General features: G+C 29.1%; 18 protein-coding genes. 4 read left to right on the forward strand and 14 right to left on the reverse strand.

All coding sequences use genetic code 11. The features are described 5' to 3' along the window. Positions 1–4: 4 nt before the first annotated feature. From BEE63_RS05465 to BEE63_RS05495, 7 genes are all read right to left on the reverse strand, one after another. Positions 5–595: a 4Fe-4S single cluster domain-containing protein gene (locus tag BEE63_RS05465; RefSeq protein ID WP_066020415.1), complete on the reverse strand. Its 591-nt coding sequence runs from the start codon at positions 593–595 to the stop codon at positions 5–7. A 40-nt stretch (positions 596–635) separates the two neighbouring features. Further along, on the reverse strand, positions 636–848 hold the full coding sequence (locus BEE63_RS05470) for a DUF2997 domain-containing protein (protein WP_066020416.1): 213 nt from the start codon (positions 846–848) through the stop codon (positions 636–638). A gap of 175 nt (positions 849–1,023) precedes the next feature. Then, positions 1,024–1,572 (reverse strand): GNAT family N-acetyltransferase, encoded by a 549-nt coding sequence (locus BEE63_RS05475; protein ID WP_066020417.1) that lies wholly within the window; start codon positions 1,570–1,572, stop codon positions 1,024–1,026. 60 nt (positions 1,573–1,632) lie between these two features. Next, the gene (locus tag BEE63_RS05480) at positions 1,633–2,739 is read right to left on the reverse strand and encodes a sensor histidine kinase (RefSeq protein ID WP_066020418.1); all 1,107 of its coding nucleotides are present in this window, start codon (positions 2,737–2,739) and stop codon (positions 1,633–1,635) included. After that, a complete protein-coding gene (locus tag BEE63_RS05485) occupies positions 2,726–3,427 on the reverse strand; it encodes a response regulator transcription factor (protein WP_066020419.1) in 702 nt (233 codons plus the stop codon). The genes BEE63_RS05480 and BEE63_RS05485 overlap by 14 nt, the downstream gene beginning before the upstream one ends. A gap of 64 nt (positions 3,428–3,491) precedes the next feature. Continuing rightward, positions 3,492–4,352 carry a D-alanyl-D-alanine carboxypeptidase family protein gene (locus BEE63_RS05490; RefSeq protein ID WP_066020420.1) on the reverse strand — a complete coding sequence of 287 codons (861 nt, stop codon included), beginning with the start codon at positions 4,350–4,352 and terminating at the stop codon, positions 3,492–3,494. A 35-nt stretch (positions 4,353–4,387) separates the two neighbouring features. After that, on the reverse strand, positions 4,388–5,353 hold the full coding sequence (locus BEE63_RS05495; protein ID WP_066020421.1) for a VanZ family protein: 966 nt from the start codon (positions 5,351–5,353) through the stop codon (positions 4,388–4,390). Positions 5,354–5,723: 370 nt separating this feature from the next. Between BEE63_RS05495 and fba the strand changes: the two genes are divergently transcribed. Then, positions 5,724–6,587, forward strand: a complete 864-nt coding sequence (gene fba / locus BEE63_RS05500) for a class II fructose-1,6-bisphosphate aldolase (RefSeq protein ID WP_066020422.1) — start codon at positions 5,724–5,726, stop codon at positions 6,585–6,587. Positions 6,588–6,960: 373 nt separating this feature from the next. Then, complete coding sequence (locus tag BEE63_RS05505) at positions 6,961–8,085, forward strand: glycoside hydrolase family 5 protein (protein WP_066020423.1); 1,125 nt, start codon at positions 6,961–6,963, stop codon at positions 8,083–8,085. 95 nt (positions 8,086–8,180) lie between these two features. On the opposite strand, the gene BEE63_RS05510 is transcribed toward BEE63_RS05505, so the two are convergent. From BEE63_RS05510 to BEE63_RS05535, 6 genes are all read right to left on the reverse strand, one after another. Next, positions 8,181–11,351, reverse strand: a complete 3,171-nt coding sequence (locus BEE63_RS05510; protein WP_066020424.1) for an FtsX-like permease family protein — start codon at positions 11,349–11,351, stop codon at positions 8,181–8,183. 2 nt (positions 11,352–11,353) lie between these two features. Beyond that, positions 11,354–12,058 (reverse strand): ABC transporter ATP-binding protein, encoded by a 705-nt coding sequence (locus tag BEE63_RS05515; protein WP_066020425.1) that lies wholly within the window; start codon positions 12,056–12,058, stop codon positions 11,354–11,356. Between the two features lie 20 nt (positions 12,059–12,078). After that, positions 12,079–12,681 carry a TetR/AcrR family transcriptional regulator gene (locus BEE63_RS05520; protein WP_066020426.1) on the reverse strand — a complete coding sequence of 201 codons (603 nt, stop codon included), beginning with the start codon at positions 12,679–12,681 and terminating at the stop codon, positions 12,079–12,081. A gap of 78 nt (positions 12,682–12,759) precedes the next feature. Next, entirely contained in the window at positions 12,760–13,449 is a 690-nt protein-coding gene (locus tag BEE63_RS05525; protein ID WP_066020427.1) for a response regulator transcription factor, read from the reverse strand. 19 nt (positions 13,450–13,468) lie between these two features. Further along, positions 13,469–14,635: a sensor histidine kinase gene (locus tag BEE63_RS05530; protein WP_066020428.1), complete on the reverse strand. Its 1,167-nt coding sequence runs from the start codon at positions 14,633–14,635 to the stop codon at positions 13,469–13,471. Positions 14,636–14,648: 13 nt separating this feature from the next. Next, positions 14,649–15,119 (reverse strand): Fur family transcriptional regulator, encoded by a 471-nt coding sequence (locus tag BEE63_RS05535; RefSeq protein ID WP_066020429.1) that lies wholly within the window; start codon positions 15,117–15,119, stop codon positions 14,649–14,651. Between the two features lie 225 nt (positions 15,120–15,344). On the opposite strand from BEE63_RS05535, the gene BEE63_RS05540 reads away from it, so the two are divergent. Together BEE63_RS05540 and BEE63_RS05545 are read left to right on the forward strand one after the other, a co-directional pair. After that, positions 15,345–16,256: an ABC transporter ATP-binding protein gene (locus BEE63_RS05540; RefSeq protein WP_066020430.1), complete on the forward strand. Its 912-nt coding sequence runs from the start codon at positions 15,345–15,347 to the stop codon at positions 16,254–16,256. Further along, positions 16,256–17,083 carry an ABC transporter permease gene (locus BEE63_RS05545; protein ID WP_066020431.1) on the forward strand — a complete coding sequence of 276 codons (828 nt, stop codon included), beginning with the start codon at positions 16,256–16,258 and terminating at the stop codon, positions 17,081–17,083. The genes BEE63_RS05540 and BEE63_RS05545 overlap by 1 nt, the downstream gene beginning before the upstream one ends. Positions 17,084–17,301: 218 nt before the next feature. On the opposite strand, the gene BEE63_RS05550 is transcribed toward BEE63_RS05545, so the two are convergent. After that, the gene (locus tag BEE63_RS05550) at positions 17,302–17,958 is read right to left on the reverse strand and encodes a hypothetical protein (protein WP_066020432.1); all 657 of its coding nucleotides are present in this window, start codon (positions 17,956–17,958) and stop codon (positions 17,302–17,304) included. Positions 17,959–17,978: the final 20 nt, after the last annotated feature.

The raw sequence follows: 17,978 nt of genomic DNA on the forward strand, positions 1-17,978 counted from the left end.
CATTTTAACTTCTAAATATTTCTTTGATTTTTTTAAAATCTCCCATACCATTTATTAAAATGTTACCGTTTTTATCCATTATGATTTCAATCTTATTTTTAATAGTTTTAAGATTTCTTTCAAGTTTCTCATATCTTGACGTTAAAAATCTATAATTTTGATTTGAAGATCCAACCCAAGGTCTTGATAAGTCAAATTTATCTTCTTCAAAAGCACCATCAATTAATAAATCAGTTATAGATAATAAATTTAACCATTGTTCATTTCCCTTTTTCAATATTTCATCATATGTATAGCCTGTAAATACAACTATAGACAGCCCAATATTTTTAAGTTTTTTGCCAAGCTCATACAAGGGAGCTGCTTGTTCAAATGGCTCTCCTCCAACGAATGTAACTCCTTCTATTCCTTTTATATTAATTATTCTTTGATATAAGTCACTAACTTCAACTATATTTCCATATTGAAAAGACCATGTTTCCTTAGCTGCACATCCCTTACAATGTCTTTTACATCCTTGCACCCAAATGCAACATCTTGTACCTGGACCTTCAACCTGTGTCTTATCCAAAAATCTATGCAACCTTATTTTCATGATAATCAACTGCTCTTTCTTTAATTAACTATTTTGAAATTTAATTATTTTTAAGAGTTAATTTTTCATCTTCATTTATATCCTGAGTTTCTAATTCGTAATACTCTGGTGTATAATCAGAATCCACAACTTTAGAGTCCAAAAGTTCCTCTAATATTTTTATATAATTAGTACATTTTTTACCCTTAATGCCATTAATTTCCCCTTGAACATGTCCATCTTCAAAAATTGTAATTTTTATTTTACCTGACATTTATTTTCCCCCTATATAGAGATTAACTACAACTAAAGTATAAATTATTGAGTTTTAACTTTCAATAGAATTTAATCCATTTGTTTGTAAACAAGCGTTCCTATTTTAATAACAATATTTATAAAAAATAAGAAAGTGCAAATACACTTTCTTATCCCAATTACATTATAAAATATTACTTTTCCGCATTAAGCAGAACCATATGTATATGGTCTTCCCACTGTCCATCTATCTTTAAATATTTATAAGCAAGTCCTTCGTTATAAAAATTAAGCTTTTGAGCAAGTGCCAGCGAAGCTTTATTTTTAGGCATGATATTAGCTTCAATTCTATGCAGTCCCAATTCTTTAAATGCAATATCTATCCCCTTTTTAAGTGCTTCATACATATATCCTTTTCTAATTTCATCTCCATCAAGCTTGTACCCAAGAAAACATGATAAGAAAATTTCTCTTACAATATTGTTAAAAGCAAAATATCCTATGGTCTTATTTTCTCCCTTCTTGAATATCCAAAGCTTAAATGCTTCTCCACTTTCTATACTCCTTGAATCCATATCTAACTGCTTTTCTTGATATTCCTTCGTATAAAATTCTGCTTTTCTTGCTGGTTCCCATTCTTCTAAAAATTCTTTATTTCTCACATAGTAATCTAAAACTTCTTTTGAATATGTTTTATTAAGAACTTTAAGTATAAGGCGATGTGTTTCATAATATTTTTTCATAAAAACCCTCCATAAATGTATTACAAAAGCCCTTTTGATAAAAATATTGTATAACTAATTTTATATACACGGAAGTATTATCTTAAATACAGTTTCATGAATACTACTCTCTGCGCTAATTTCTCCTCCGTGAAGTTCAACAATATTTTTAGCTATTGCAAGTCCTAAACCCGAGCCACCAGTTTTATCCGATCTTGATTTTTCAACTCTATAAAATCTTTCAAAAATATAAGGAATATCTTGAGGCGATATAGGCTCACCATAATTTATAAAGCGTAAAATAGCTTTATCATCTTCCTTTTGAACAGATATATCCATAAAATCACTGGTCTTAGAATATTTTATACAATTAAAAATTAAATTTTCAAAAGCCCTCACAAGTAGTATACTATCACCTAAAATATGTACTTTTTCATCTGTAAAATCCAATCTGCATTCAATATTTGCCTTTCTAAAATTAAGCCTATATTCAATTGCAAGCTGATTTATAAGTTCTACCACATCTATTTCCTTTTTTAAAATTTTTCTTCCATAATTATTTAAGGTTGTAAGTTCAAATAAATCATCTATTAAAACCTTTAATCTTTTAGTTTTATTATAGGCTATATCAACATAATACCATAGAGCAACTTCATCCCTACATTCATCATTTTCTATGAGCTGCAAGTATCCTAAAATAGAAGTAAGCGGTGTCCTTAAATCATGAGATACACTGGTTATAAGATTCATTTTAGTTTGCTCTGATCTTCTTTCATCTTCTAAAGTTGAATTAAATTCATCCATAATTTTATTAATATTTGATGCCAACTTTCCAAGCTTATCCTCGGACTTCACATCTACACGAATTTTAAAATTTCCTCCTGACATTTCACTAACAGCTTCACTTATTTTTAAGAAGTATTTACTTTTCTTATTAAAAATAACATGAAACCAAACAATAAATGCTATTATATATTCAAAAATACTAAATGCTTTAAAAAAACTTGTTATGTCACTAAAAGCAGCTCGTGCAATAGTAAGAGCATTACTAAAATAAACTATCATTATCTCTTCAATAGCATTCTTTAGAACTCCAATAAAAAGTACTGTTACTTCAGAACATACTGCAACAATTAGAAATAAGCTAAAAATTTTAAACTCAAATTTATACACTTCACTTTTTTTCAATTTTATACCCTACCCCCCATACAGTATGTATTAATTTTTCGCCATCTAAATAGCCTTCAATTTTATCTCTAAGATTGCTTATATGAACCATAACTGTATTATTGGATTGAAAATATCTCTCCTTCCATACAATTTTAAATATTTCCTCAGCATTAAAAACCCTTCCGGGATTGCTTGCTAAAAGATATAATATTTCAAATTCCTTTGCCGTTAACTCTATTTTTTTATCATTTACAAAAACTGAATGCGTAGCTTTCTTTATAGTTAAGCTACCCAAGATTATAGAACCTCTATCATGGTTTTCATTTTCTTTTTTATCAAATAAATAAGTTCTTCTCATTAAAGTTTTTACACGTACAATAAATTCAAGCTGATCAAAAGGCTTAGTTATATAATCATCAGCACCGGTTAAAAGCCCTGCAATTTTATCACTACTCTGAACCTTTGCACTTAGCATTATAATAGGTACATTCAAACTTTCCCGGATTTTTTTACAAACCTCCATACCATCTATACCAGGCATCATAATATCTAAAATCACCAATTGTGGTTTATAATTATAGGCCATATTTAAAGCCTCTAAGCCATCATAAGCTTTAATTACTTCATATCCCTCATTAGTTAAATATATAGAAACCAAATTAGCAATTTCTTCATCATCATCCACTACTAAAACTCTTTCATTCACATTACCACCCCAAGAAAATTATACCTTAAAAACCTTGGATTTAATAATCTTTATTCAAGATAATCTAATGCAATTTTGAATAACTCCAATCGATAATCTTTTCCATATCCTTATTTATACTTTCCTCATCATTATCGCATAATACAATACCTATCATTTTCTTATTATCCCTTTCATAGTATGCAACTAGGCATCTTCCAGCTTCTGAAGTATATCCTGTTTTTCCAGCTATACAGCCATGAATTCCTAGAAGCTTGTTCGTATTTTGAAGATCAATATATCTACCTCTTGTCCTAATATCACAATTTCTTTTTCCTATAGTCTCCATTATCCACGGATACTTGTATACATTTTTAGCAATTAAGCTCAAATCATATGCCGTTGTATAATGATTTTCATCTGGCAAACCATTTGAATTTTCAAAATTGCTCTCATGAAGACCAAGTGAGTTAGCTTTTTCATTCATTTTTTCTGCAAATGCTGGAATGCTGCCACTTACATTTTCACCTATAGCCTCTGCAATATCATTAGCAGAATATATAAGCATTGCTTTCATTGCTGTATCTCCCGTTAATTTTTCACCTACTATTAAATCTAGTTTGCTTGCAGGCTGCATCTTTGAGTCTCTTGTATAGGTTATAAGACTATCTCTTTGCATATTATCAGCAAAAACCTGAGCAGTTAAAAGTTTCGTAGTACTTGCAGGATACATTCTTTCGTGTATATTCTTCTGATATATTATTTTATTGTCACTTACATCCAGAGTTAATGCAGCCTTAGCAGATATTCTTGGTTTTCCAAAGAAACTAATAGTTTCAAATTTATTTTTAAATATACTAAACATTCCACTTCCATTTTTAATCATTAATGCAATTATGAATAATAATGCAAAAATCCAAATCTTTTTTCTAAATATACTTTTCATTTCTTATCCTTTCCTTTACTCCCATATTCATAAAACTACTCTTTTGCTTGGACTACTATAATACTTGCCAAAATTTTATCATTCTCGCGTTTCCCCCATACTTCAATCCAGGAATTCCTACTAATTTTTATAATTTTATTTTTTGACATTCTAGTATTCACTATAGTCATTGTATTATCACTATAACTTCTCCTCTGTAAATAAACTTTAGTTGATGAATTAAGCAAAACATTTATATTGCTTTCAGATACCTTATCAGTTTTATTTTTCACCTTACCATTAACTACAGTTCTTTTTACATCACTATCTTCTATTTTTGTATTTAAACTTATTTGACTTTCATTTCCATCTATAAATTTTCCAAAAACATCTGCCCTACTTTTAGGTATATCATTTCCACCTTTTACTACTTCATGCAACTTAGTAAGATGCAGCATTACACCATACTTCTCAAAGGCCACAAAAAATCCACTTGCCAAAAATAAAATTGTAACAAAAATAACAAAAATGTATTGAATCTTGTCCTTCTTTATAAATTTCTTCAAATAACCTAATAATATGTATCCTATAATAGCTCCCATAGTATTAAGCATAATATCATCAATATCACTACTTCCAGTACCAGTTATATATTGAAAAGTCTCAAAAAATAGACTTAACCCTGCAGAAAGCATTAAAATATTTTTAAATTTCATTGCTTTTTTCCACATCATTGGAACAAGATATCCAAAGGGTATAAATACAATTAAATTTCCAAATACATTGCTAGCAGTCCAAAATGCCCCCATACCCTTAGATGCTGCAAAAGATTCAAATATGGATTTAAACGGAATCAAATTAACTGAACGCATTTTTTTGTATTCTCCAAACATTTGTGCTAATGTCACATTTTTAAATAAAATTATTTTTAATAGCGCTGCAATATATATTACAGAAAGCACAGTTACAATGCTTTTAAATATAGAAACTTTATGTGATTTTATTTTTTCTGCTTTTTCCATTACCGTCTACCCTCTTTCATATAACTTTGTTCATAAACTATCTTAAAACTATTTCTTAAAAATACTTTTAAGTAAACCTTAAGAATTATAAAGATTTTTCAATAATAAACTAAAAAAATAATCTATATAAAAACTATTGCTATATTGATCTAAATGATTGTTATTAAATTAATAATATTATTAGTGATAATTCTTCTCACTGCTCTTAAATTGCGTCAAAATGCCTACAAATTAATATAAATCAACAATTTTAACACAATATTTTAATTTAAGATAAAAAGTTTTTGTTTTCTTTTTAACAATTTTAGATTATAATAAGCTGTAGTAAGAGATTTTTTTTATACTATATATTAGTTTTGGAGGTAATATTATGTTAGTATCAGCAAAAGAAATGGTAAAAAAAGCTAGAGAAGGCAAATATGCTGTTGGTCAATTCAATATCAACAACTTAGAATGGACTAAAGCAATATTATTAACAGCACAAGAAAACAATTCTCCTGTAATTTTAGGTGTATCTGAAGGAGCAGGAAAATACATGGGTGGATTTTATGCTGTTGCACAGATGACTAAAGGATTAATTAAAGATTTAAATATTACTGTACCAGTTGCATTACACTTAGATCATGGTACTTATGAAGGTGCTTTCAAAGCAATAGACGGAGGATTTTCTTCTATAATGTTCGATGGTTCACATTATGGAATAGAAGAAAACATTGAAAAAACAAAAGAAGTAATCAAAACTGCCAATGCAAAAGGAATTTCTGTTGAAGCAGAAGTTGGTGCAATAGGTGGAGAAGAAGATGGAGTTGTAGGTGAAGGTGAAGTTGCTGATCCTGCTGAATGCAAGAAAATTGCTGATTTAGGAGTTGACATACTTGCTGCTGGAATAGGAAATATCCATGGTGTATATCCAGCAAACTGGAAGGGCTTACACTTTGACGTTTTAAAGAAAATAGAAGACACTGTAGGTAACATGCCATTAGTTTTACACGGTGGTACTGGAATTCCTGATGATATGATTAAAAAAGCTATATCACTTGGAGTTGCAAAAATCAACGTTAATACTGAATGTCAATTAGTATTTGCAGAAGCTACTCGTAAATACATTGAAGCTGGAAAAGATAAACAAGGAAAAGGCTTTGACCCACGTAAATTATTAGCCCCTGGTTTTGAAGCAATAAAAGCTAAAGTTAAAGAAAAAATGATATTATTTGGTTCAGTAAACAGAGCTTAATAATAAATATATAAAAAAATGCACTCACAATTTTTATAATTGTGAGTGCATTTTTTTATATAATCTTAATATTCACCTCTAATTATAGATTCTTATATTTAAAATAATGAAATTTACTTTTCAATAAGTAATAAGTATAATTTACTAATCTTTTTTTGCTTTTTCAAACTGTTATGAAGAAATAAGCTATAATATTCCATAAATATAACAATATACTACTTAATTCTTATTCATTGCCAAAAATTAATGCATATAGTTTTATACCATCTATACATTATATATACAAATGATCCAGTATAAAGTATAATTTAGTAGAATAATGATTGTAAATTTTTTTAATTACTTTATATTAATTAAGGGGGGTAACATAAACATGTTAAAAAGATTTTTTTCAAAAATAAGCATTTTATGTTCTACTTTGTTTTTAGGAACATCTATGCTTTCCGGAATTCCTGTACATGCATCTACTGCTTATACAGGAATGCGAAATATAACGTCCATGCAGGTTGTCAAAGACATGAAGGTTGGATGGAATTTAGGGAATACTCTTGATGCATCTCCTGATGAAACAGGCTGGGGTGCTCCAAAAACAACAAAAGCTATGATTGATGAAATAAAAAAAGCTGGATTTAACACTGTAAGAATTCCAATAACTTGGAAAGATCATATTGGTGCTGCTCCTAATTATACTATTGATAAAGCTTGGCTTGATAGAGTTCAAGAAGTGGTAAACTATGTTCTTGATAATAATATGTATGCTATTATCAACGTACATCATGATGATCCTTGGGTTGTACCAAATTCTCAACACGAAGGTGACACAGTACATGAACTCTCATTAGTTTGGAATCAGATTGCAAACCGTTTTAAAAATTACAGTGATTATTTAATTTTTGAAACTCTTAACGAACCTAGAGAAGTTGGTTCAGCTACTGAATGGTCAGGCGGAACTGATGAATCTCGTCAAGCAGTTAATCAATATAACCTAACTGCTGTAAACGCAATAAGATCTACTGGGGGAAATAACTCTTCTAGATTTATTATGGTACCAACTTATGCTGCATCAGTAGAACCTGCTGCTATGAATGCATTAACAATTCCAAACAACGACAGCAGAGTAATCGTATCTCTTCATATGTATGCACCTTATTACTTTGCAATGGATACTTCTGATCTTAGCGTTTCAACTTGGGGCTCAGATGCTGATAAAGCAGCATTAGACTCACAAATGGATGCTATATATAACAAATTTATTAAAAACGGCACAGCTGTAGTAATAGGTGAATTTGGAAGTATTGACAAAAACAACTTAAGTTCAAGAGTAGCCCACGCTAAATACTATGTTAGTGCTGCAAGAAAAAGAGGCATAACTCCTATATGGTGGGATAATGGAGCTTATAATCCTGGTCAACCTGATACTTATGCTATATTTAATAGAACTATGCTTTCTTGGTATTACCCAGACCTCGTAAAAGCTTTAGTTGATTCAGCAAATTAAAACTTTTTAAATACAAAAGGAATTTCCCTCATCGGAAATTCCTTTTGCATTTACTATTAAAATTTTCTTTCAATACCTTACAAACTTAAGTCTACTTATTCTGCACTTTTTAAAGATTCTATCATGTCTATTTTATAAAATCTTCTATACATAGCAATGTTCACAACTATTGAGAAAATCATAGTTAAAAGTACCGAAAATAAGATGTATAATGGTTTTACCGTTCTTAAAAATAACATCATATCAGTTTCAGCAGAACTTAAAACAAAAACATTCAAAAGCATTCCAAATCCTATACCAATTAAGCTTCCTATTATGGTTAAAACAATATTTTCCCTGTATATATACATAGCAAGCTCGTTATCATAAAATCCTAGTACCTTTATAGTTGCAAGTTCTCTATTTCTCTCACTTATATTTATGTTAGTTAAATTATATATTACAACGAATGCAAGTACACCAGCTGATGCTATAAGAATTAAAACAGCTGAATTTATACTATTTGTACTCTTATTTATATCACCATAAGTATTATTCTTAAAACTTACAGCTCCTATATTCTTAATACCGGAGATAATCTTAGAAGTTTTATTTTGGGATTTATCTGACATATTTTTCAGAAGTCCATAAAAGCCATTAAATTGTACACTTTTTTCCGTTACTTTTTTATAATACTGAGGACTCATATAAATATAATGCTGAACATACTGGTCTGTTATACCTGATATTCTCACATGTATAACTTTTTTATCTAAAGTTATATCAAATTTATCTCCAACTCTTTTATTCATAAGTTTAGCAACTTTTTTACTTATTATAACACCATTGTCTGAAAGTTTAAGTTTGCTATTGCCATTAATAAGATCTATATATTTATTTAAATTTTCCTTTTTCTCTGGTACCACAACATAAATGTCCTCACTACTATTGTCACTCTTTTTAACCTCAGCATTTTTTGAATAATAAAACAAAATCGATTTTATATTATCATCAGTTTTTACTGTGTTTTCTATTGAAGTTTTCTCATCACTATCTATGTTTTTATTTATAGTTGTCTGCATATCATATTTGTAAATAACGTTAAATTGTTTTTGAACCGCCCCTATTATGCTGCTTTTAAGTCCAAATCCAGTTATCATAAGCCCTGTGCAAGCTGCTATACCTATTACTGTCATAAAAAATCTCTGCTTATATCTAAATATATTTCTTGCAGTAACTTTTTTAGTAAAGTTAAATCTTTTCCATATAAATGTTATTCTTTCAAGAAAAATTTTTTTGCCTGCTTTAGGTGGTTTAGGTCTCATAAGAGAAGCTGGAACTTCTTTTAATTCATCAAATGCAGAAACTCCCGATGCTAAGGTTGTAAATACTACTGCTATAACTGACGCTTCCAGCGAAAGTTGAAAATTCAAAACTGATATATAAGGAAGCGCATATAATGATCCATATGCATTCATTATAAATGGTGGAAATATCTTAAATCCAAGATATATTCCTATGATACTTCCAGTAATACTTGCTGCAAGTGAATAAATTAAATAATGTGCCACTATTGCACCAGAAGAATATCCTAAAGCCTTAAATGTACCTATTTCTGTTCTATTCTCCTGAACCATTCTAGTCATAGTTGTAAGGCTTACAAGAGCTGCAACAAGGAAAAATACAAGAGGAAACACCTTTCCTATATTGTCTATTCTATCGGTATCCTGATTGTAATTTGCATATCCTATATTTTCATTCCTGCCAAGCACATAAATTTCTGCCTTCTTTATGTCTTTTAATTTATCTCTATTTTGCTGTATCTTTTCTTCTGCATCACTAAATTTTTTATTTGTATCATTTTCTTCAGAATTTAATTTTTGAGTATTATCATCTATCTCTTTTTGAGCAACATCAATATTCTGCTTTGCAGCATTGAGTTTATTTATTCCATCATTTTTTTTAGCTGATAATTCTTTTTCACCCTCACCTAATTTAACTTTGCCATCATTAATTTGATTTAACGCAGCTTGAAGCTTAGCCTCTCCATCAAGTATAGCTTTTTCACTGCTGTCTATAGTTTGTTTTTTAGAATTCAAATCATTCTGAGCAGCAGCATATTTTGACTCTATGGCATTAGCCTCAGCAGCACTAGAAGCATTTTTTAGAGCAATATTTTCTTCTGCACTTAGCTTTTCCTGCGCTGAATTTATCTCAGTCTTAGCACTTTCTATGGAATTTTTATTCTTTTGAGCATCCGTTAGCTTAGAATTAACTTGAGTCTCATTATTTTGCAGTTCATTCTTCTGATTTTGTATTTGATTTTCTGCATTTTTTATTTGAGTATTAAATTCAGCTTCATTACTTTGAAATTGAAGCTTTCCAGCATTTAATTTATTTTGTGCATCATTAAGCTTACTATGAGCGCTAGAAAAGCTATCTTCAGCATCTTTTTTAGAAGCATTTAATTTATTCTCTGCATCATTTATTTTACCTTGAGCTTCCTTAAGTATATCTTTGTATCTTACATTTCCTCTTACCTTCATTAACGCCTCAAGTTTGCTTTTAATGCTATCTACATCATCTTTATATTTTTCGTTATCAATAAGACTGGTTTTAGAATATTTATCATTTAACTTAACATAAATTGAAGTATACACATCACTTTTAAAATCATCAGGCATTATATATACAAAGCCTCTAACATTTCCATTACCAACAGAACTCATTTGCCTTTGAGATGATATGTATATAGGAGATTTGGCTGTTCCCACAATTTTAAAACTTGAAGCTTTAAGGCTATCATCAATATTAGCATCACTACCTGTATCAAGTTTTAAAGATTCACCAAGCTTAAATTTGTTATCTTTAAAAAAACGTTCTTCAAGAATTATTTCATTATTTTTCTTAGGTAACCTTCCTCTAACTAACTGTATTTTATTGATTCCATTTCTCTTCGGCAGTGATTCAACATTAACTACTATATCATTTTGATCATTTTTTATAACAGCATCCATTGACTTTACGCCTTCAACCATACTTACATCCTTAAGCTTATTTACTGCCCTTACATCATCATCAGTAATTCCTAAAGTCGAAATCAATTTAAAATCCATAAAATTATTATCACCAAAATATTTATCCGCCGACATTTTCATATCAGGACTGGAAGCTCTAACACCAGCATAAAACGAAACACCAACTGCTATAATAATTACTATAGATAAAAATCTGGACTTAGTCTTAACTATACTTTTAAAAAGATTCTTAAAAAAAGTCTTTCCCATAATTACCACTCTATACTTTCTATAGGTACTGGAGTTTCATTTTTCTTTACACTCTCGGCCCTACCATTTTTAACATGTATTACTTTATCTCCAATTGGTGCTATTGCTGAATTATGTGTTATTACAACAACTGTCATATTATATTTCCTTGAAGTATCATATAAAAGCTTTAATATTGACTTACCAGTATTATAATCAAGCGCTCCTGTAGGTTCATCACATAAAAGAAGTTTAGGATTTTTAGCCAGTGCTCTTGCTATGGATACTCTCTGCTGCTCTCCTCCCGAAAGCTGTGATGGAAAATTGTGCATTCTATCTTGAAGTCCTACATTCTTAAGTACTTTTTCAGGATCTAATGGATTTTTGCATATCTCAACTGCAAGTTCTACATTTTCTATGACACTTAAATTTTGAATTAAATTATAAAATTGAAATACAAAACCTATATCCTCACGTCTGTACTTTGTAAGCATTTTCTTGTTATAGCTGCTTATTTCATTTCCACCAACTTTAATAGTTCCAGAACTCACCTGATCCATACCGCCTAAAAGATTCAGTATAGTAGATTTTCCTGCTCCACTTGCACCTAATACCACAACAAACTCACCTGCATCAATAGAAAATGAAACACCATCTACTGCCTTAATTTCAACTTCACCCATATTATAAATTTTTCTAACATCTTTAAGTTCAATAAAATTCTCCAATAACTTTGCCCTCCTCACGCTCATAATTTTTCTATATCAAGTTTGTTTATTAAATCCCCATAAAAAATATCTATTACAGTCAGCATAAGTTTTCTTACTTCCACTTTGCTTTCTTTTTCTCTTAATATTATAGAAATACTCTCCACTAAATTATAAGAGAGAAGCTTTATAACAAAATCATCTTTAATCCTTTTATTATCTTTTGATAGCATATATGTAAAACTTCTAGTAACAGTTTCTGTTATAAAATTTCTAAAAATCATTTTACAATTCTCATATTTCGAACCGCTGCTGCTATTTAAAAGAAGTGACAACTCATCTTTGTTTTCTTCGAATATGTCCACTACTTTTTCCATAAGCTCATAAAATATATCCTGAGCCTCTTCATTTACTTCAACCTCAGAAAACTTATCTAAATAATTCATAAGCCTGCTATACACTGGATCTATAATTTTTTCGTACAAATCCTCCTTGCTCTCAAAATACTTATAAAAATTTCCCACAGAAGTCCCAGCATTTTTAACTATATTTCTTATGGAAGCCTTAGTATAACCACATTTTGAAAATTCATTTAAAGCTTCATCAATTATTTTTTTTCTAACCTCTTCTTTTAAATACTGCATTAGAAAACCTCCGTTCTCTTTTAAAGTCTAATGTAATTTATAGTGTTTGTCAATAATTAAAAATTTATAATAAATGTCTTATATTTCCTTAAACCTATAACCAGTCCCCCATAAAGTTTCAATAAATTCAGGATCTGATGGATCTTTTTCTATTTTCTTTCTTATTTTCTGTATATGAACAGGAACTGTTGCTGTATCTCCGTAAAATTCGTCTCCCCACACTCTGTCAAAAATCTGAGCTTTAGTAAATACAACATTGGGATTTGACGCTAAAAATACTAAAATCTCATACTCCTTTGTTGTTAAAGCTATTTCTTTTCCACGCACAAAAACTCTATGTGAATCCTTTCTAATTTCAAGACTGCCGCAAGTAATAATTTCCTTAGAAACGTTATTGCCTTGAAGCCTTTCATATCTATTAATATGGGATCTAATTCTAGCTGCAAGCTCCGCAGGGCTAAATGGCTTTGTAAGATAATCATCTGCACCAAATTCAAGACTCCTAATTTTATCAATATCTTCAGTTCTAGCAGAAACTACAATTATAGGGACTTCAAATTTCTTTCTTATCTCCTTAGTAATTTCAAAGCCGCTTTTATGAGGAAGCATAAGGTCGACAATAATCACGTCATATAATCCGGTTAATGCCATCTTCAGGCCTTCGTCCCCATCTTGTACTATTTCTGCCGAAAAACCATTTAAATGCAGATAATCACGTTCTAATTCTGCTATATTTATATCATCTTCAATAATTAATATCCTTTTCATTTAAATTAGCTCCTTTAAATTATTCTAAAACAGGGAACATTATTGTAAAACATGTGCCCTCATTTACAACACTTGAAACCTTTATTTCTCCACCCTGAGCCTCTACTAACTCCTTAGCAATAGCAAGTCCAAGTCCTGTACTCATTAAATCCTTGGTACGCTCACAATCAATACGATAAAATCTTTCAAAAATATGTTGTAATTTCTCCTTTGGAATACCAGGACCATTATCTTTTACAGTAGTATATATCATGTTATTTTCTCTATATAATGCAACTTCTATTAATAAATCTTTATCATCACCATATTTAACTGCATTTCCAATTAGATTTCTAAATATCTGATTTACCCTTTTGCCATCTATTTTAACATAACTTTTTTTGTCAATACTATCTGTATAATTAAATTTAACGCCTTTATCCTCAAGTGCAAAGCTAAATTCCTGCATCAGATCTTCCATAAATGCCTTCATCTCTGCTCTCTCAAAATTGAAATCAAGCTTTTGAATATCAAGTTTAGAAAACAAAAATAAATCATCAATTAGCCTATTAATATATGCAGTGTTATTATATATTATCTGATGATACTTTTTTACTGTTTCCTTTGGTGCATTGTCCATTTCCTGTAATGTTTCTATATATCCCTGAATAGATGTTATAGGAGTTTTCAAATCATGTGAAATACTTGCAATAAGATTTTTTCTACTTTCTTCATATTCCTTTTTAACCTTCTCTGCTTGTTTTAATTTCTTTGCCATATCATTAAAAGAATATATAAGCATACCTATTTCATTATGTATTTTAAACTCAATCTCTACATCATAATTTCCTTTTGAAATTTCTTCAACTCCATTTTCAAGTTTACTAATGGGTTTAAATACTCTTTTCTCCATTGTCATCAAAAATATTAACTCCACAATCACTACTATACTTATAATAGCAGCAAAAATGATACTTATCATTCTTATGCCAAAATATTTAAACACAAAAATTCCTAGAGCTAAGCTTAAAAATATAATAGTTGAATATGAGTATTTCATATGCTTATAATATCTATGAACTTCTCCATTTTGCCTGTATAATTCATCCATATGCTTATGAAACTCTAAATGCATTTTCCTATGCCAAATTCGTTTGTCATTTCTTCTTTTGTGCCATTCTTTTATAACTTCTATTAAATGTTTCATGGATACCGCCCTTCTATACCTTCATTATACTCCCAGTATCATCTTCACTTTTACAATTACTACATATACCAGTAAAAACTATATTAACATCATGTATTGATAAATCATATTCCTCTTCTATTACATTTTTAAGCTTTAATTTTTCAAGAGATAACTTTTTACTGTCTATATCCAATATCTTACCACATTTACTGCACTTAAAATGCATATATAAGTTCTTATTTTTATATGATTTCATTTCATAATAATTTATATTTTTTATATTAATTTCTTCAATTATCCCTAATTTGCAGAATAATTTTAAGGTTCTATACACTGTAGCAAGACCTATGTCTTCATATTTAATTTTTTCATATATTTCTTGAGCATTTAAATGAATACTGCTTTTCATCAATTTTTGAAGTATTATTTGTTTCTGAATTGTAAATTTACATCCATTACTAGCTAAAATGTTTCTATAATAGCTAATCTCTTCTTTAGTCATACTAGGCCCCTCCTTAATTACTTATAGTACCTATATAAAAATATAACTCATCGCTATAAAGATAGCTTAAAGTATTTTTAAAGATTTTATAAAGAATAAATTTAAAAATACTTTAACTATCTTTATAAAATTTTTAAAATTGCTTTATTGTGACTTTATAAAATGAATTTAGAATTAACTTGTACTCAAAGCAATGCAGAAATCTAAAAATGGAGGAATTAAATTATGCAAAATATAATTGAAGTTAAAAATTTCACTAAATGTTTTGGAAATTTCAAAGCAGTAGATAATATTTCTTTTAACGTTAAGGAGGGAAGTATATTTGCCTTTCTAGGACCTAATGGGGCCGGAAAAAGTACTACTATTAATACCTTATGTACAATAACAGGTAAAACAGAAGGAGAATTAAAAATCAACGGATATGATGTAGAAAAAAATAAAAATGAAGTACGTCATCAAATAGGAATTGTATTTCAAGAATCAACCTTAGACGGTAAGTTAACTGTTGAAGAAAATTTAAAATTTCACTGCGAATTTTATAACGTACCAAAAAATGAAATAGCGGAAAGAATTGAATTCGTATTAAAACTTGTAGACCTTACAGACTGGAGAAAGTCACCAGTAAATAGTTTATCTGGAGGTATGAAGCGAAGAGTAGAAATAGCAAGGGGCCTCGTTCATTACCCTAAGGTTCTATTTTTAGATGAACCAACCACAGGACTTGACCCACAAACTAGAGCTAATATATGGGACTACATAATAAAACTTCAGAAAGAAAAAAACATTACTATTTTTCTCACAACACATTACATGGATGAAGCCGAAATATGCGATAAAGTAGCAATAATGGATCACGGAAAAATAGCAGCTTTTGATACTCCATATAATCTAAAGAAACAATACACTTCTAATATAATGAAGCTTAAAGTTACAGATAATAGATTAGTACGTAATTTTTTAAATGTTAACTCAATTAAATACAAATTTGAAGAGAACCTATTTACAATACAGTCAAACTTAGAAAATACTATTGAAATAATTACAAAATTTAAAAACTTAATAGCAGATTTTGAGATAAAAAAAGGAACTCTTAACGATGTATTTTTAGCTATAACTGGAAAGGAGATTAGAGCATAATGAGAACTATAAAGACAATTATAATAAGAAATTTAACTAATTTTTGCAGAAATAAAATTCAAATAGCATTCTCAATTATCATGCCGCTATTTTTAATGTTTACTTTCTCATTTGTAATGAAATCAAATACAATAGGCTACAGCAGCCCATTAAACTACCTAATAGCCGGTATAATTATAATGACAGTATTTCAATCAGCCTTAACCAATTCAACCAGCATAATTGAGGACATTGCTAATGGTTTTATGAAAGAAATAATAGTATCTCCCTCTGAGAGATGGCAAATATCCCTTGGTCAAATATCATCAGCAGTTGTTATTTCAGTATTACAGGGACTTATTGTTGTTATTATGGGTTTATTTATGGGATTAAAAATAAGTGTTCTTCAATTTATAGGTATGTTTATTGTAATGATTGCAGTTGGTTTTACCTTTAGTGCCATAGGACTTTTTCTAGCATCACTTTCTAAAAATTCAACTACTTTTCAAATGATAACAAATGTATTACTAATGCCGCTTACTTTCCTATCTGGTGCTTATATACCAACAAATGTTATGCCTAAAATTGTTCAGCCTCTTGTATATATAAATCCTCTAACATATACAACTGCAATATTTAGATACATTACACTAAAAATGTGGAATATGACTAATAAGTCACTGATCAAAGCTGGAGTCGCATTTAATTTAAACGGATTTATAATTAAACCTTATGAAGGATTTTTAATAATACTTGCAATGTGTGCAATATTCTTTGTCCTTTCAGTAAGACAATTTAATACTACAGATTTTTCTAAAGTTAAAGTTTTTAATCATCATGAAAACTAATATAATTACTAATTTATAGTGGAAGACTAAAGCACATAGTTGTTCCTTTTGACGAAGACTCAATGCATTCTATAAATCCGCCATGAGCTTCAACTATGTATTTAGAAATTGAAATTGTTATTAGAAAAAAGATGTAAAATGGAAGGCTAATTATGAATATACTAATATCATAGTTTAACAACACACTCTACTTCAAAATTCTAATATTCTAGATATGTCTACTTATTTAATGACTCTTGTATCTTAGAAAATTCTTGAACTAAACATTTCTTATCTATTTCCTTATTATCAATAATACTTTCGATTACAAAATTTTCAAAAATGTCCTGTGCTTTTTCATTTGTATTTAAATGATTAACTATTTTCTTATAACTTTTGCCAGCTACTTGTTTCTTTTCTGTTACGCTGCTCATTCTTTTTATCAAATTTGATGCCATGTCAGTATTATTATTTTTAAGAGGAGTAGGATATTTATACGGATCAGCTTCAAATTTATTATCAATATAATTTTTAACAAACCAGCACGTAATATTATAAATGCTATTATGCATTTTTAAAGCTTCTTCTAATTCTTTTTCTTTATCATCATATACTACTTTATTTCCCATTCTCGCCACTTTATTAAATAGTCTATATATCTTACCTTTAAGTGCTCCCTTGCTTTCTAATTTTCTTAATCTGCCATCCTGAGTTATCGTATTTAATGAACCATATCCTTCTAACTTGCATATTTCTTTGGTTAAATTTTCAGTAAATTTTATGCCATTAACAATCACACTGCGTGGGGATGTAAATACTATTTTATCAAATTCTTTTACATAATTATTTAAATACTTATAATTTTTGTCTAAATAATTAAAAACGTCTTTTTGCAAATTATAACCCTTCCTTTCTT

The organism is Clostridium pasteurianum, assembly GCF_001705235.1.
GTDB lineage: Bacteria > Bacillota > Clostridia > Clostridiales > Clostridiaceae > Clostridium_S > Clostridium_S pasteurianum_A.

Bases quoted from the DNA above. Each gene is read 5' to 3' on its own strand.
- BEE63_RS05465 (WP_066020415.1), bottom strand. From the start codon at position 595: ATGAAAATAAGGTTGCATAGATTTTTGGATAAGACACAGGTTGAAGGT.
- BEE63_RS05470 (WP_066020416.1), bottom strand. From the start codon at position 848: ATGTCAGGTAAAATAAAAATTACAATTTTTGAAGATGGACATGTTCAA.
- BEE63_RS05475 (WP_066020417.1), bottom strand. From the start codon at position 1,572: ATGAAAAAATATTATGAAACACATCGCCTTATACTTAAAGTTCTTAAT.
- BEE63_RS05490 (WP_066020420.1), bottom strand. From the start codon at position 4,352: ATGAAAAGTATATTTAGAAAAAAGATTTGGATTTTTGCATTATTATTC.
- BEE63_RS05495 (WP_066020421.1), bottom strand. From the start codon at position 5,353: ATGGAAAAAGCAGAAAAAATAAAATCACATAAAGTTTCTATATTTAAA.
- fba (WP_066020422.1), top strand. From the start codon at position 5,724: ATGTTAGTATCAGCAAAAGAAATGGTAAAAAAAGCTAGAGAAGGCAAA.
- BEE63_RS05505 (WP_066020423.1), top strand. From the start codon at position 6,961: ATGTTAAAAAGATTTTTTTCAAAAATAAGCATTTTATGTTCTACTTTG.
- BEE63_RS05510 (WP_066020424.1), bottom strand. From the start codon at position 11,351: ATGGGAAAGACTTTTTTTAAGAATCTTTTTAAAAGTATAGTTAAGACT.
- BEE63_RS05520 (WP_066020426.1), bottom strand. From the start codon at position 12,681: ATGCAGTATTTAAAAGAAGAGGTTAGAAAAAAAATAATTGATGAAGCT.
- BEE63_RS05525 (WP_066020427.1), bottom strand. From the start codon at position 13,449: ATGAAAAGGATATTAATTATTGAAGATGATATAAATATAGCAGAATTA.
- BEE63_RS05530 (WP_066020428.1), bottom strand. From the start codon at position 14,635: ATGAAACATTTAATAGAAGTTATAAAAGAATGGCACAAAAGAAGAAAT.
- BEE63_RS05535 (WP_066020429.1), bottom strand. From the start codon at position 15,119: ATGACTAAAGAAGAGATTAGCTATTATAGAAACATTTTAGCTAGTAAT.
- BEE63_RS05540 (WP_066020430.1), top strand. From the start codon at position 15,345: ATGCAAAATATAATTGAAGTTAAAAATTTCACTAAATGTTTTGGAAAT.
- BEE63_RS05545 (WP_066020431.1), top strand. From the start codon at position 16,256: ATGAGAACTATAAAGACAATTATAATAAGAAATTTAACTAATTTTTGC.